Here is a 14,670-nt window from a genome sequence, read left to right on the forward strand (position 1 = left end):
CTTTCCAGCTTCCGCTTTCTCCCGAAGGAAATGGTCGGAGCGACAGGATTCGAACCTGCGACCCCTTGACCCCCAGTCAAGTGCGCTACCAGGCTGCGCCACGCTCCGACGCGGAAGGAGCGCCCTTATAGGCGCCGCTCCGGCCTTGGGCAACACCGATTTCGGACCAATTTGCGAGAGCGCGATCAGCGCGCCAAAAGTCCGTCCAGCCGCGATTTGATGGCGGTCAGATCGTCCAGCGCGAAGGCCAGGCGGTCGCGCGCCTCGCCGCCCAGACGCTGGGTCCGCGCCTTGGAGGATTCGTAATCGATATCGGGATCCAGGCTCGCCGAACCGTTCGAGCCGAGGCCCGCGGCGATCACCTGGGCCAGGCCCTGGTCGCGATGCAGCTTCTGCACGCCCTTGATGGTCAGGCCTTCGCTGTGCAACAGGGTCCGGACGCCGTTCAGCACGGCCACGTCCTGCGGACGATAAAAGCGCCGCCCGCCCGCCCGCTTCATCGGGCGAATGAAAGAGAACTTGGTTTCCCAGAAGCGCAGGACGTGCTGCGGCACGCCCAGCTCCTCGGCGGCCTCGGAAATCGTGCGGAAGGCGTTCGGCCCCTTCGCCACCGCATCGAATCCCTAGTCGCCCAGGGCGCGGTCGATTCGCGCCTTCATGACCTGGGAGGCGCGGAAGCCGATCACCCGACGGGGCTCGATCTCGGCCGGCTCGCCGGTCTTGGGATTGCGGCCCATGCGGGCCCGCTTGGCGCGGACCTGAAAGACCCCGAAGCCCGAAAGCTTGACCGTCTCGCCCTCCTCGAGCGCCTCGGCCACGAGGTCCAGGGTGCGCTCGACAAGGCCGGCGCAATCCTGACGGGTCAGTCCGACCTCTTCATGAACCGCCTCGCACAGGTCGGCCCGGGTCAAAGTAGCGCCCTTCATGCAACCCCCTTCACGCGTATCTTGGCGGCCATTGAGACAGCCTCCGATGGAGCACTCGTGGTGAACTCGAGTTTTTCCGCGACCGCCCTCAACGGATCGCGCTCAGGTCCACCGACGACCTCATGCCGTGATTATCGCATGAAGTCAAAGACTCAACGTCAGGAGTTCATGCCCGGCGACAAGGCCGGGCAAGCTGCGCCTCAAAGGCGCAGAACGCAGGCGCCCCAGGTCAGACCGCCGCCCATGGCTTCCAGCAACAGCAGGTCGCCCGGCTTGATCCGCCCATCCTTCACCCCATGGGCGAAAGCCAGCGGAATCGAGGCGGCCGAGGTGTTGGCGTGGATGGCGACCGTCGAGATCACCTTCTCCTCGTCGATGCCGCAGCGATGGGCCACCCCCGCCAGGATGCGCTGGTTGGCCTGATGCGGGATGAACCAGTCGACGTCCGCGACCTCGACGCCGGCATTGGCGGCGGCCGCGTGAATCGCTTCGGAAATATTGACCACCGCGTGCTTGAAGACCTGGTTGCCCAGCATCCGCAGCTTGCCGACCGTGCCCGTGGTCGAGACGCCGCCGTCGACATAGAGCAGGTCCTGCTTGGTCCCATCGGCGCGCAGGGCGAAGCCCAGCATGCCGCGATCGGCCGTCGTTCCCTCGCCTTCGCCAGGCTCCAGCACGACCGCGCCGGCCCCGTCGCCGAACAGCACGCACGTGCCGCGGTCGCTCCAGTCCATCAGGCGCGTCATGGTCTCGGCGCCGATCACCAGGGCGCATTTGGCGTGACCGCGCGCCACGAAGCCGTCGGCGACGCTCAGCGCATAGACAAAGCCCGAGCACACGGCCTGGACATCGAAGGCGATGCCGACCGGCGCGCCCAGCTTGCGCTGGACGATGGTGGCGACGGCCGGAAAGGTCAGGTCGGCGGTCGTGGTGGCGACGATGATCAGGTCGACGTCGGCGGCGGTCTTGCCGGCGGCGGCGAGGGCTTCCTTGGCGGCCTCGGCGGCGAGGTCGGAGACGGGCTGATCGTCGGCCGCCTGGTGGCGCTGACGGATGCCGGTGCGCTCGACGATCCACTCGTCGCTGGTGTCGACGAACTTGGCTAGGTCCTCGTTGGTCACGACCTTGGGCGGAAGATAAGCGCCGACGCCGGTCACTACGCTGCGGGTTACGCTCACTCGGCCGCTCCCTGGGCATCCACGCCGGGACTTTGCGAGTCCGGGGCCGCGACGGCGGTCAGGCGTTTTAGATTTCTGTCGATCTCGGCGCGAAAGTCGCTGCGCGCGAGGTTGGTCGCGACCCGGATGGCTGAAGCGAAGCCGCTCACATCCGCGCCGCCGTGGCTCTTCACCACGATTCCGTTCAGCCCCAGAAGCGGAGCCCCGTTCACCCGGCTTGGATCCAGCCGCTGGCGCATCTTGTTCAGCGCGCCCGAGGCGATCGCCGCGCCCAGCATGGCCAGCGGCGTCGAGGTCAGGGTGGTCTTGATCTCGTTGGAGAAGAACCGGGCCAAACCCTCGGCCGTCTTCAGGGCCACGTTGCCGGTGAAACCGTCGGTGACGATCACGTCGACCGTGCCGTAGGCGATGTCGTTGCCCTCGACAAAGCCGTGATAGTCGAAGTCCAGCTTGGCCTCGCGCAGGATAGCGTGGGCCTCCCGTACTTCCTCATGGCCCTTCTGCTCTTCCGAGCCGACGTTCAGCAGGCCCACGGTCGGGCGCTTGGAGCCGTGCACCGCGTGGTGGAAGGCCGCGCCCATGATGGCGAACTCGACCAGCTGGGCCGCGTCGCTCTCGACATTGGCGCCGACGTCCAGGACCGCCGTGATGCCTTTCAGGGTCGGCCAGTTGGCGACGATCGCCGGGCGCTCCAGGTCCGCGCCCATGCGCAGGATCAGCTTGGAGATGGCCATCAAGGCGCCGGTGTTACCGGCCGACACGCAGGCTTGAGCCTCGTTCTCGCGCAAGGCCTCGATCGCATTCCACATGCTGGAGCCCTTGCCCCGGCGCATGGCCTGGGCGGGCTTTTCGTCCATCCCGATGGCCTTGTCGCTGTGGCGAACCTCGCTGACGGCCTTGGCGGCGGGATGCTTGGCGAGCTCGGCCTGGATCTTCTCGCCGTCCCCGTGCAGCAGGAACCGCACTCCGGGCAGAGCCTGGGCCGCCTGGGCGACACCGGGCACGACGACGGAGGGGCCGTGATCGCCGCCCATGGCGTCGACGGAGATGACTACGGATTGGGACACGTGGCGCTGTGAGCTCCGGCAGGCGGTCGCGCCGCCCTCAAGGCGGCGGACGATACATCCGCGTGAATATCACGCAAGCGGTCGAGTCGGGCATCGGGTCTGCCTGAGCAGACCCGACCTCTTAGAAGGAGCGTGACGATCGCCGAAACCGCTCACACTTTCGGCTGTCACGCTCTAGCCCTCGTCGTCCTTCGATTTTAGGCTCCGGAGCGCGGCGAACGGGGAAAGTTCGACCGGCTCGGGCGGCTGGACGAACACCGCGCCCGGCTTACGAGGGAACGGATCCAGCTCCAGCGCCAGATGCTCGATGACATAGCCCGAAACGTCGATCGTCTCGCCTTCCAGGATGTCGGGTGGATCATCGGCGTCCGGGTCGACGCCAAGGTCGCCACTGTCCTCGTCCTGCGGCGCGTTCTTGCTGTTGGCCGGCAGCACTCGCAGGTCGAAGCGCGCGTCGATCGGGGTTTCGAAATCGTCCGCGGTGGCGCTGCAGGTCTGGACGACGCGGGCGCGCAGCAGACCCGAGACTTCCGCGCCGTCCAGCCACGACGTCAGGAACACCTCGGCGCTGAACTCTTCCAGGCTGACGAGATCCAACTGCTTGGCGATGGCCTTGCGCTGCTCGGCCGTCGGCTCCAGGCGCAGTTTCACGGCGCCGCGGTCGACCTGGGCCAGCGGAATCTCGCAAGGCCAGGGGGCGGTCACGGGTTCGGCCACGTCACGTCTCCTTGCAGCAGGGTCTCCAGCGGCTGTTCCGCCAGCGCCGCGCGCGTCTTAATCACATAGGCGCTCAGGGCCGCCACGTCGCCCTCGCCACGTTCCTCGAACGCGGTGCGGGCCAGGAAGTCGGTGACGGCGGCCGTATCCTGCAGGGTCGCGAGCGCCTCGTCATAGGTCTTGAGGCGGCCATAGAAGGCGCCGGCCAGCTTCTTCATCTTCTTGCCGACCGCGGTGTCGGACACGCCGATCTCACGGAAGGCGTCGTCCAGACCCTTCACGTACGAGTCGAACACCGCCTGCGAGGTCTCGGCGGCCGGCTCCCCCTGCCCCTTCAGCCGCTCGATCAGGAAGATCACGTGCAGGCTGAAAAGCTCGAACCGGCCCTCCAGCGAGTCGCGAACGCCAAAATCGCGATAAAAGGCCGCGGACCGCGCCTGCCCGACCGCCGAAGCGTACAGCTTGGCCCCCGCCGCCTTGGCGGGCCTGGGCTTGAGCAACCTGTCCAGAAACATGAAACGCCTCGATTTCGCCGCGACATCCCGTTATGCGCGGGGTCCGCTTTCACGCGGGCATTGAACTAAGCTCCCGCGGGCGATAGGTCAAAGTCTGCATTTTTCCGGTTCCGGAGCCTTGATGTCTCGCCCTGCCGTTTTCGCCGCCGCTGTCCTGGCCCTGGCGTTCGCTACCTCGGCCTGCACGCCGTTGACGAGCTATTCCGGATTCCAAGCGATCGAGGCCAAGCCCGCCGACATGAAGGTGGGCGAGGACAGCAAGTCCACGCTGATGGAAAAGCTGGGTTCGCCGTCGGCTGTTTCGACCTTCGACCAGAACACTTGGTACTACATCTCGCAGACCACCGACCGCGTGGCCTTCTACATGCCGCGGGTGATCAAGCGCGACGTGGTGGCGATCAAGTTCAACCCGGCCGACGAGAAGGTCGCGGCGGTGAACACCTACACGCTTAAGGACGGCAAGGTGATCGCCTATAACGGCCGCGAGACGCCGACCCGCGGCCGCGAGATGACCATCCTCGAGCAGCTGCTCGGCAACGTCGGCCGCGGCGGCATGCTCCCGCAGGACGACGAGGCGCCGGGCCAACGTCCGGGCGATCGCCGCTAAAAGCCAAGGTCGACACTCCGGCAGTTTCGAAAGCCGTCCGCCGCAAGGCGGGCGGCTTTTTCGCGCGCCGGTTTCAAAGCGAAAATATCCACCACCCGGAAGGGTAAGTAGAGCACGCGCGTTTACTGTGAATTTGAGATTGACCCTCTTGAGGTGAGAGGATCGTCGCAGATTAAACGCTTCTTAAACCCAAATTGGGTGAGTTTAGGGCTCAGATCGCCTGAGCTTTGGCGAAATGAATTCACGGCGACGGTGGGAGGCGCACTGTGGAGGGCATGGATCTTCGCGATGTGGCCGTCCTGCTTGTGGACGACAACGTCAACATGCGCAAAGTCGTGCGCGAGATCCTGAAGGCCGCCGGCGTTCGCAGGATTCGCGAGGCCAACGATGGCCTTGAAGCGCTCAAGATCTTCCAGGCGGAAGAAATGGACATCATCTTCACCGACCTGATGATGCATCCGGTCGACGGGCTGGCGTTCATTCGCTGGATCCGCACCTCGACGGCCAGCCCCAACCCCTATGTGCCGGTCATCATGATGACCGGCCATGCCACCCAGCGCAGCCTGAACGACGCGCGCATGGCCGGGGTCACCGAATTCCTGGCCAAGCCGCTGACCGCGCGCGGAGTGATGCACCGCATCAACGAGATCGTGAATAACCCCCGCCCCTTCGTGCGGGCGACCGAGTATTTTGGCCCCTGCCGTCGCCGGCGGATCGACCACGAATTCGCCGGCGTCGAGCGGCGCGGCGCTCCCGAGGTTCAGATCCAGGACGCCCTGGCCGAGATGGATCCCGAGGACGTCTACTGAGATCCAGTTCGGAGCAAACCGCCCGAAAACAAAACGCCCCGGAGTTTCCTCCGGGGCGTTCCAGTTTCAGCCTTGCGCCAAGCGTCAGGCGCCGTGGGCCAGCACCGCCAGCAGCAGCAGGGCCACGATGTTGGTGATCTTGATCATCGGGTTCACGGCCGGACCCGAGGTGTCCTTGTAGGGATCGCCGACGGTGTCGCCGGTGACGGCGGCCTTGTGGGTCTCACCGCCCTTGGTGTGCAGGACGCCGTTCTTGTCGGTGAAGCCTTCCTCGATCACCTTCTTGGCGTTGTCCCAGGCGCCGCCGCCGCTGGTCATCGAAATGGCGACGAACAGGCCGGTGACGATCACGCCCATCAGCATGGCGCCGAGCGCGGCGAACGCATCGACCTTGCCGGCGATGGCCTTGATCACGAAGAACAGCACCACCGGCGAGACGACCGGCAGCAGGCTGGGCACGATCATCTCGCGGATGGCGGCCTTGGTCAGGATGTCCACCGCCCTGCCGTACTCCGGCTTGACCTCGCCGGTCATGATGCCCGGGTTCTCGCGGAACTGACGACGCACCTCGGCGACGACCGACTCGGCCGCGCGGCCGACGGCGGTCATCGACATGCCGCCGAACAGGAACGGCAGGAGGCCGCCGAACAGCAGGCCGACCACGACGTACGGGTTCGACAGGTCGAAGGTCACCGGGCCCATGCCGTCGAAGAAGCTGCCCGGGGCCGCGTGGGCCGAGAAGAACTTCAGATCTTCGGTATAGGCGGCGAACAGCACCAGGGCGCCCAGGCCGGCCGAACCGATGGCGTAGCCCTTGGTGACGGCCTTGGTGGTGTTGCCCACGGCGTCCAGGGCGTCGGTGGTGACGCGGACTTCCGACGGCAGGCCCGCCATCTCGGCGATGCCGCCGGCGTTGTCGGTGACCGGGCCGAAGGCGTCCAGGGCGACGATGAAGCCGGCCAGCGACAGCATGGTCGTGGTGGCGATGGCGATGCCGAACAGCCCCGCCAGGTTATAGGTGACGACGATGCCGACGATGATGGTCAGGGCCGGCAGGGCCGTGGACTCCAGCGACATGGCCAGGCCCTGGATCACATTGGTGCCGTGACCCGAGACCGAGGCCTGGGCCACCGACTTCACCGGGCGGAAGTTGGTGCCGGTATAGTACTCGGTGATCATGACGATGGCGGCGGTGACCGCCAGGCCGACCAGACCGCAATAGAACAGGCCGTCGGCGGTGTAGGTGCGTGTGGCCGTCATCACCGCGGTCGGGATCAGGTCGTGCAGCACGTACCAGACCGCCGGGATCGACAGCACGCCCGTCACGATCAGGCCCTTGTACAAGGCCCCCATGATGTTCTGGCTCTTGCCCAGGCGGACGAAGAACGCGCCGATGATCGAGGTGACGATGCAGACCGCGCAGATGGCCAGCGGCAGCAGCATCATCGCGCCGACGGCTTCCGTGCCGCGGAAGAAGATCGCCGCCAGGACCATGGTGGCGACCGTGGTCACCGCATAGGTCTCGAACAGGTCGGCGGCCATGCCGGCGCAGTCGCCGACATTGTCGCCGACATTGTCGGCGATCGTGGCGGCGTTGCGGGGGTCATCTTCCGGGATGCCGGCTTCCACCTTGCCCACCAGGTCGCCGCCGACGTCGGCGCCCTTGGTGAAGATGCCGCCGCCCAGACGGGCGAAGATCGAGATCAGCGAGGCGCCGAAGCCCAGGGCGACCAGGGCGTCGACGACGCCGCGGCTGGTCGGCTCGAAGCCGAGCACGCCGGTCAGCACCCAGTAGTAGCCCGCCACGCCCAGCAGGGCGAAGCCGGCCACCAGCATGCCGGTGATGGCGCCGGAGGTGAAGGCCAGCGACAGGCCCTTGGCCAGGCTTTCCGAGGCCGCCTGGGCGGTGCGGACGTTGGCCCGGACCGAGATCAGCATGCCCGCGAAGCCGGCCGCGCCCGAAAGCACCGCGCCGACCAGGAAGCCCAGGGCGGCCCACTGGCCGATCAGCAGATAGACGACGACGAGGATGACCACGCCGACGATCGAAATGGTGAGATATTGCCGACGCAGATAGGCCTGAGCCCCTTCCTGGATCGCCGCGGCGATCTCCTGCATCCGCGCATTGCCGGCCGAGGCCCGCATCAGACTGGCGGCTTGCACGGCGCCGTAAAGCACCGCCAGCAGCCCGGCCCCGATGGCCAGATAAAGCCAAAGACTCATTAGTTCTTCGCCCCTTCGCGCTTCCAAATCACGAGGGGGACGCCGGTCCCGGCGACGGGAGGCATGACGACGCCACACCACCGCCCGGATCGACGGGCGGGCCTCTTGGCCTCATGCCCCCTCGATGCTCCCTTGAATGACGCTCGCACGGCGTCATGCGAATGAGACTGTCAGATGGCCGGGAGGCGCGCAACCCGTGTCGGCGCAAGCCTTTTCGAAGGAAAAGCTTAGCCGTTACAGCGGAATCAGGGGTTCAGACCGGCAGTCGGCGTCGCATTCGCGGTATTCGACTTAGGCGGCATCAGTTGTTGACGGGGGATCTGCTTGACGATCTCCACCGAGGCGACCTTACCCTTGCCGAACAGGTTCGCGCATTGGCCCATGACGAAGCCGGTCAGGCGCGGACCGTCCACTTCCTTCCAGGTGTCCACGCGCGTGAACGGGGTTCTGTAGGCCGCCCGCACGATCGCGTCGCGCAGGGCCGGCTCCTTATCCTTGAACGCGCTCACCTCGGCGCCGGACGCCAGTTTCAGGGTCATGGCCACGAAGACGTAGTTCACGATCCGACCATTGTAGATGATCGGAATGGTCATCGAACCCAGCTTGTAGGTGGGATCCAGCGCCTGTTCGCCGCCTTCCTTCTTCTCTTTCTTGGCGTTGGCCAGGGCCGGGCTTGCCACTAGGGCGCAGGCGGCGGCGAGCAGGAAGCGGCGCGAGGGCGTGTGGCGGTCGATCATGGCGCTCTTCCATAACCGACAGGCCTTGAGATTGACCTAACCGCCTAACCCTAAAGTCAGACTGGCGCGGATCAGCCGTGCAGCCAGCCCAGGCGCGAGGGCGTCACGTCGCGGCCCTTGTAGTAGGCCGAGACCCCCTCGCCTTCGACGAATTCGCCGATCTCGCTGACCTTCACCCCCGCCGCGGCGGCGGCCACGCGGAAGGCCCAGGCCTCGTTGGGATCGACGGCGCAGACGATCTCGTAGTCGTCGCCGCCGGACGCCAGGGAGATGCGGCCCTCGACCTGTTCGGGCTGTTGATCCAGCCAGGCCTGGCCGCCGGGCGACAGCGGCAGGCGCTCGAGGTCGACGCGCACGCGGCAGCCGCTGGCCTTGGCCAGGTGCGCGCTATCGGCCAACAGACCGTCGGAGACGTCGGCGGCGGCCTTGGCGTGGACGCGCATGGCCTCGCGCAGCTGCACGCGCGGCTCGGGCTGGCGATAGTGGCGCAGCAGCGCCCCGTCGGCGTCCATCACCTCGCCCCATTGGGCCAGCAGGCCCAACCAGCCGTCGCCGATCGTGCCGGAGACCATCAGACGATCGCCAGGCTTGGCGCCGCGGCGCAGGATCGCGCCACCGGCCGGGACCCAGCCCAGCAGGGTCGCCGAGACCACCAGCGGGCCCGAGGTCGTGACGGTGTCGCCGCCCAGCAGCGAGATATCGAACAGCGCCCCGTCCTCGGCCAAGCCGCGGGCGAAGGTCTCCCGCGACGCGACGTCCGAGCCCGACGGCCAGCCGACGGCCAGGAAATAGCCGTACGGCTCGGCGGCCTTGGCGGCGAGGTCCGAAAGATTGGTGCGCAGCAGCTTGCGGGCGACGACGTCCAGGGCCTCGTCGGCCAGGAAATGCACCCCGGCGACCATGGCGTCCTTGGTGACCACCAGGTCATAGCCCGGACGCGACGGCAGCACGGCCGCGTCGTCCAGCAGGTCCAGCGCCACCGGATCGCCGCGCGTCAGCGGCCGCAGCAGGCGCGCGATGTGGTCGAATTCGGTCGGGGCCGCGACCGCCGCCGCGGGCGCGGCGTCGTCGTCTTCGGCGAACCAATCGTCTTCGTCAGTCTCTTGCATCACGGGCGATCGCGTCGAGGGCGCCATTGATGAAGCCTGACTCGGGTCCTTCGAAAAAGGATTTCGCGATTTCGACGTACTCATTGATGACGACTTCGGTCGGAACGTCCGGCCGGTACATCAATTCGAAGGCCCCGGCGCGCAGCACGGCGCGGGCGGTGGCGTCCAGGCGCTCCAGCCGCCAGCCCGAGGCCAGGCGCTTGACGATGCCCTGGTCGACCTTGGCCTGGTTGGCCACCACGCCCTTGGCGAGTTCGGCGAAGAAGGCCTCGTCGGCGGCGGCCAGTTGCTCGCCCTCGACATCGCGGTCGAAACGATGCTCTGAGAATTCGCGGATCACCGAGTCGACGCCCGCGCCCGAGACTTCCATCTGGTACAGCGCCTGGACGGCGGCGAGACGCGCCACCGAGCGCGGTTGGATGCGGTTGCCGCTCATCGAGCCTGTCCCAGCAGTTGGCGCTTCAGAGCGATGGTTTCGAGGCAGGCCTTGGCGGCCGCGCCGCCACGGTCGCCTTCGCTGACGCGAGCGCGGGTCCAGGCCTGGTCCTCGTCGTCGACGGTCAGCACGCCGAAACCGATCGGCAGGCGCTTGCCGATGCCCAGGTCCTGGAGGCCTCGGGCCGTTTCGTTGGCGACCAGTTCGAAATGGTAGGTTTCGCCGCGAATGATGCAGCCCAGCGCCACGAAGCCGTCGTAGCGCACGCCCACGGGGCGGTGACCGGCTTCCTCGGCCAGGGCCACGGCGGTCGGGATCTGCAGGGCGCTGGAGACCGTGATCACGTCGTATTCCGCGCCATAGGCCTCGATCGCCTGGGCGGCTCCGCGCAGCAGCTCGTCGGAGATCCCCGAATGGCTTCGGCCCTCCACGACCAGCAGGCGGATGTTGTCTTCAACCATCTAACTCGAATCTCCACGGCCACGCTCGCGGCGCGACCAGAAACACACATCAAGGATTAACGGACTATAGCTCGTCCTCGGCGCCGTCGCTCAGACCTTCTTCACCCAGGAACTTCGCGAAGTCGCTCGTCTCCTTGAAGTCCCGGTAGACCGAGGCGTAGCGGACATAGGCCACGTCATCGAGCGATTTCAACGCCTTCATGACCATTTCGCCCACCGTCGACGACGGCAGCTCGGTTTCGCCCATGCTTTCCAGCTGTCGGACGATGCCGTTGATCATCCGTTCGACCCGCTCGGCCTCGACCGGACGCTTCTGGGTGGCCAGGGCGATCGAGCGGACCAGCTTGTCGCGATCGAACGGCGAGCGCCGGCCCGAGCGCTTCAGGATGATCAGCTCGCGCAGCTGGACGCGTTCGAACGTGGTGAAGCGGCCGCCGCACTCCGGGCACATCCGGCGACGACGGATGGCCGCGCCGTCTTCCGACGGGCGGCTGTCCTTGACCTGGCTTTCGGCGTGTCCGCAGAAGGGGCAACGCATGATGTGGCCCCTCCCGCGAGCCCAGGCTCCATTAGTTGTAGATCGGGAAGCGGGCCGTCAAGGCCAGGACTTCCTCGCGCACCTTGGCCTCGACCGCGGCGTTACCGTCGGCGCCGTTGGCCGCCAAGCCGTTGACGACCTCGCCGATCAGCTCACCCACGCGGGTGAACTCGGCTTCCTTGAAGCCGCGCGTCGTCCCGGCCGGCGTGCCCAGGCGGACGCCCGAGGTGATCGTGAACGGCGCGGTGTCGAACGGCACGCCGTTCTTGTTGCAGGTCATGTGGGCGCGCTCGAGGCTGTGCTCGGTGTCCCGGCCGGTCACGCCCTTGGGCCGCAGGTCGACCAGCATCAGGTGGCTGTCGGTGCCGCCCGAGACGATGTTGACGCCCGACTTCAGCAGGGCTTCCGACAGCGCCTTGGCGTTGGCGACGATCTGCTTGGCGTATTCCTGGAACGACGGCCGCAGCGCCTCGCCGAACGCCACGGCCTTGGCCGCGATGACATGCTCCAGCGGACCGCCCTGCAGGCCCGGGAAGACGGCCGAATTGACCTTCTTGATGATGGCTTCGTCGTTGGTCAGCACCATGCCGCCGCGCGGACCGCGCAGGGTCTTGTGGGTGGTGGTGGTGACGACATGGGCGTGCGGGATCGGGCTGGGGAACACGCCACCGGCCACCAGACCCGCGAAGTGGGCCATGTCGACCATCAGATAGGCGCCGATCGAGTCGGCGATCTCGCGGAACCTGGCGAAATCGATCTCGCGGCTGTAGGCGCTGCCGCCGGCGATGATCAGCTTGGGCTTCTCGCGCTGGGCGATCTCGGCCACGCCGTCGTAGTCGATCAGCTGGTCTTGCTGGCGGACGGTGTACGAGATCGGCTTGAACCACTTGCCCGACTGGTTGGCGGGCGAGCCGTGGGTCAGGTGACCGCCGGCGGCCAGATCCATGCCCAGGAAGGTGTCGCCCGGCTGCAGCAGCGCCATGAACACCGATTGGTTGGCCTGCGAGCCCGAGTGCGGCTGGACGTTGGCGAAGCCGGCGCCGAACAGCTGCTTGGCGCGCTCGATCGCGATCGTCTCGATCTCGTCGACATATTCGCAGCCGCCGTAGTAGCGCTTGCCGGGATAGCCCTCGGCGTACTTGTTGGTCAGGATCGAGCCCTGGGCTTGCAGGACGGCCTTGGAGACGATGTTCTCCGAGGCGATCAGCTCGATCTGGTTCTGCTGACGATCCAGCTCGCGACCGATGCGGTCGAAGATGTCTGCGTCCGCGGTGGCGAGGTCCGCGCCGAAAAAGGCGCTGGTGTTGGCTTGGGTCATGACGCTCTCCAGGCGTTACGGGGAGTCAGCAGAGGCGCCCTCTTTAACGGGATAGGCGCGGCGATCAATCTCGGAACCACATGCACAGCTGTGCGTTGCAGTGGCGCAGGGCGGCTCTCAACCCCCGCGGCGTAACGACAGCAACAACGGTAATGGGGTATCTCATGGCGTCTCAGGGCGGCGGCACGGACACGGCGAACGGCAGCGACGTCGATATCCTGGGGCTCAGCGCCGAGATCGTGGCGGCCTATGTGGGCCAGAACACGGTTTCCCAGACGGCCATTCCCGACCTGATCCGCACGGTTCACGAGGCGCTCACCTCGCTGAACAGTGGCGGCGAAGCCCCCCGCCCGCTCGAAAAGGCCAAGCCGGCGGTGCCGGTCGGCCGCTCGGTGCAGCACGACTACATCGTCTGCCTCGAGGACGGGAAGAAGTTGAAGATGCTGAAGCGCTACCTGCGCTCGCATTACGACATGAGCCCCGAGGAATACCGCCGCAAATGGGGCCTGGCGCCCGACTATCCGATGGTGGCGCCGGCCTATGCGGCCCGCCGCTCGGACTTCGCCAAGAAGATCGGCCTGGGCAAGGGCGTTCGGCGCGGCAGCTAGTCCGCCGACGCCTTCCAGGCATGCGAACGCCGCCGGATTCCGGCGGCGTTTGTCGTTTCGGCGATGTGACGCTTGGTCGAAGTTGAAGTGCGTGTCGTCCCCTGAACATGGCGAAAGCCACGTTCAAAATGTTTGAGATAGAGCCTGTCCATTTCGGATGACATCCGAAATGGACAGGCTCTACGCCGCGTGTCCGCCCATGCGGGCGACGTTGCAGTGAGCCCACAGCTTTTCCATCGCCGAGACCAGCTTACGCATCATGTCATCGGTGTGGAACGGCGTCGGGGTGAAGCGCAGGCGCTCGGTGCCGCGCGGCACGGTCGGATAGTTGATCGGCTGCACATAGACGCCGTGGTCGGCCAGCAGCATATCGCTGATCATCTTGGTGTGGATCGGATCGCCCACCAGCACCGGGACGATGTGGCTGTCGTTTTCCATGACCGGCAGGCCGGCGGCCTTGAACATGGCCTTCAGGGTCGCGGCGCGCTCCTGATGGATCTCGCGCACTTCGGGGTGCTGCTTCAGCCAGCGGACGCTGGCCAGGGCCCCGGCGACCAGGGCCGGCGGCAACGAGGTCGTGAAGATGAAGCCCGAGGCCATCAGGCGGATCGCGTCGACCACCTCGGCGTCGCCGGCGATATAGCCGCCCATCACGCCGTAGGCCTTGCCCAGGGTGCCCTCGATGATGTCGATCTGATCCATCAGACCTTCGCGCTCGGCGACGCCGCCGCCGCGCGGGCCGTACATGCCGACCGCGTGAACCTCGTCCAGATAGGTCATGGCGCCGTACTTCTTGGCCAGGGCCACGGTGCCGGCGAGGTCGGCGATGTCGCCGTCCATCGAATAGACGCTCTCGAAGGCGACCAGCTTGGGCGCGTCGGCCGGAGCGGCCGCCAGAAGCTCCTCGAGGTGCGCCAGGTCATTGTGGCGGAACACCTTGCGCGGACCGCCGCCGTTGCGGATGCCGGCGATCATCGAGGCGTGATTCAGCTCATCCGAGAAGATGATCAGGCCGGGCAGGATCTTCTGCACGACCGACAGGCTGGCTTCGTTCGAGACGTAGCCCGAGGTGAACAGCAGCGCCGCTTCCTTGCCGTGCAGATCGGCCAGTTCGGCCTCCAGCAGGACGTGGTCGTGATTGGTGCCGGAGATGTTGCGGGTGCCGCCCGAGCCCGAGCCGTGCTCATCGACGGCGGCCTTCATGGCGTCCATCACGACCGGGTTCTGGCCTTGGCCGAGATAGTCGTTGCTGCACCAGACCACGACCTCGCGCTCCGAGCCGTCCTGGCGGGTCCAGACGGCCCGCGGGAACGCACCGCGCCGACGCTTCAGATCGGCGAAGACGCGGTAACGGCCCTCTTCGCGGATCTGGTCGATGGCGCTGCGGAACGCGGCTTTGTAGTCCATGTCGATCTCTAAAC

General features: G+C 66.6%; 17 protein-coding genes and 1 tRNA gene. 3 read left to right on the forward strand and 15 right to left on the reverse strand.

Annotated elements, in window-relative coordinates; all coding sequences use genetic code 11:
* Window positions 1–31: 31 nt before the first annotated feature.
* The 7 genes from ABIC66_RS21055 to ABIC66_RS21085 form a co-directional block, all read right to left on the reverse strand.
* Window positions 32–108 (reverse strand) — tRNA-Pro (locus tag ABIC66_RS21055).
* A 77-nt stretch (window positions 109–185) separates the two neighbouring features.
* Window positions 186–611, reverse strand: a complete 426-nt coding sequence (locus ABIC66_RS21060; protein ID WP_354072842.1) for a MerR family transcriptional regulator — start codon at window positions 609–611, stop codon at window positions 186–188.
* Window positions 612–623: 12 nt separating this feature from the next.
* A complete protein-coding gene (locus ABIC66_RS21065; RefSeq protein ID WP_099578878.1) occupies window positions 624–926 on the reverse strand; it encodes an integration host factor subunit alpha in 303 nt (100 codons plus the stop codon).
* A 200-nt stretch (window positions 927–1,126) separates the two neighbouring features.
* Complete coding sequence (locus tag ABIC66_RS21070; protein ID WP_354072844.1) at window positions 1,127–2,104, reverse strand: beta-ketoacyl-ACP synthase III; 978 nt, start codon at window positions 2,102–2,104, stop codon at window positions 1,127–1,129.
* Window positions 2,101–3,171 (reverse strand): phosphate acyltransferase PlsX, encoded by a 1,071-nt coding sequence (gene plsX / locus ABIC66_RS21075; RefSeq protein ID WP_354072846.1) that lies wholly within the window; start codon window positions 3,169–3,171, stop codon window positions 2,101–2,103. The genes ABIC66_RS21070 and plsX overlap by 4 nt, the downstream gene beginning before the upstream one ends.
* Window positions 3,172–3,345: 174 nt before the next feature.
* The gene (locus ABIC66_RS21080) at window positions 3,346–3,888 is read right to left on the reverse strand and encodes a YceD family protein (protein WP_354072848.1); all 543 of its coding nucleotides are present in this window, start codon (window positions 3,886–3,888) and stop codon (window positions 3,346–3,348) included.
* A complete protein-coding gene (locus ABIC66_RS21085) occupies window positions 3,873–4,403 on the reverse strand; it encodes a ubiquinol-cytochrome C chaperone family protein (protein WP_354072850.1) in 531 nt (176 codons plus the stop codon). Before ABIC66_RS21085 ends, ABIC66_RS21080 begins: the two co-directional genes overlap by 16 nt.
* Before the next feature lie 121 nt (window positions 4,404–4,524).
* On the opposite strand from ABIC66_RS21085, the gene ABIC66_RS21090 reads away from it, so the two are divergent.
* Both ABIC66_RS21090 and ABIC66_RS21095 read left to right on the forward strand, forming a co-directional pair.
* On the forward strand, window positions 4,525–5,010 hold the full coding sequence (locus ABIC66_RS21090; protein ID WP_354072852.1) for an outer membrane protein assembly factor BamE: 486 nt from the start codon (window positions 4,525–4,527) through the stop codon (window positions 5,008–5,010).
* Between the two features lie 266 nt (window positions 5,011–5,276).
* Window positions 5,277–5,819, forward strand: a complete 543-nt coding sequence (locus ABIC66_RS21095) for a response regulator (protein ID WP_354072854.1) — start codon at window positions 5,277–5,279, stop codon at window positions 5,817–5,819.
* An 84-nt stretch (window positions 5,820–5,903) separates the two neighbouring features.
* Here the strand turns inward: ABIC66_RS21095 and ABIC66_RS21100 are convergent, their stop codons facing one another.
* The 7 genes from ABIC66_RS21100 to glyA form a co-directional block, all read right to left on the reverse strand.
* Entirely contained in the window at window positions 5,904–8,042 is a 2,139-nt protein-coding gene (locus ABIC66_RS21100; protein ID WP_354072856.1) for a sodium-translocating pyrophosphatase, read from the reverse strand.
* A gap of 245 nt (window positions 8,043–8,287) precedes the next feature.
* On the reverse strand, window positions 8,288–8,779 hold the full coding sequence (locus tag ABIC66_RS21105; RefSeq protein WP_354072858.1) for a hypothetical protein: 492 nt from the start codon (window positions 8,777–8,779) through the stop codon (window positions 8,288–8,290).
* Window positions 8,780–8,850: 71 nt separating this feature from the next.
* Window positions 8,851–9,915, reverse strand: coding sequence for a thiamine-phosphate kinase (gene thiL / locus ABIC66_RS21110; RefSeq protein WP_354072860.1), 1,065 nt, complete (start codon window positions 9,913–9,915; stop codon window positions 8,851–8,853).
* A complete protein-coding gene (gene nusB / locus ABIC66_RS21115) occupies window positions 9,875–10,324 on the reverse strand; it encodes a transcription antitermination factor NusB (protein WP_354072862.1) in 450 nt (149 codons plus the stop codon). Before nusB ends, thiL begins: the two co-directional genes overlap by 41 nt.
* Window positions 10,321–10,785, reverse strand: a complete 465-nt coding sequence (gene ribH / locus ABIC66_RS21120; RefSeq protein ID WP_354072864.1) for a 6,7-dimethyl-8-ribityllumazine synthase — start codon at window positions 10,783–10,785, stop codon at window positions 10,321–10,323. The genes nusB and ribH overlap by 4 nt, the downstream gene beginning before the upstream one ends.
* A 64-nt stretch (window positions 10,786–10,849) precedes the next feature.
* A complete protein-coding gene (gene nrdR, locus ABIC66_RS21125; RefSeq protein ID WP_056050709.1) occupies window positions 10,850–11,323 on the reverse strand; it encodes a transcriptional regulator NrdR in 474 nt (157 codons plus the stop codon).
* A 31-nt stretch (window positions 11,324–11,354) separates the two neighbouring features.
* A complete protein-coding gene (glyA, locus tag ABIC66_RS21130) occupies window positions 11,355–12,641 on the reverse strand; it encodes a serine hydroxymethyltransferase (RefSeq protein ID WP_354072866.1) in 1,287 nt (428 codons plus the stop codon).
* 164 nt (window positions 12,642–12,805) lie between these two features.
* On the opposite strand from glyA, the gene ABIC66_RS21135 reads away from it, so the two are divergent.
* Entirely contained in the window at window positions 12,806–13,249 is a 444-nt protein-coding gene (locus tag ABIC66_RS21135) for a Ros/MucR family transcriptional regulator (RefSeq protein WP_354072867.1), read from the forward strand.
* A 180-nt stretch (window positions 13,250–13,429) separates the two neighbouring features.
* Here ABIC66_RS21135 and hemA read toward each other — a convergent pair whose 3' ends face one another.
* Window positions 13,430–14,656, reverse strand: a complete 1,227-nt coding sequence (gene hemA, locus ABIC66_RS21140) for a 5-aminolevulinate synthase (RefSeq protein WP_354072869.1) — start codon at window positions 14,654–14,656, stop codon at window positions 13,430–13,432.
* Window positions 14,657–14,670: the final 14 nt, after the last annotated feature.

Origin of the sequence: Caulobacter sp. 1776 (genome assembly GCF_040545685.1) — a bacterium.
GTDB lineage: Bacteria > Pseudomonadota > Alphaproteobacteria > Caulobacterales > Caulobacteraceae > Caulobacter.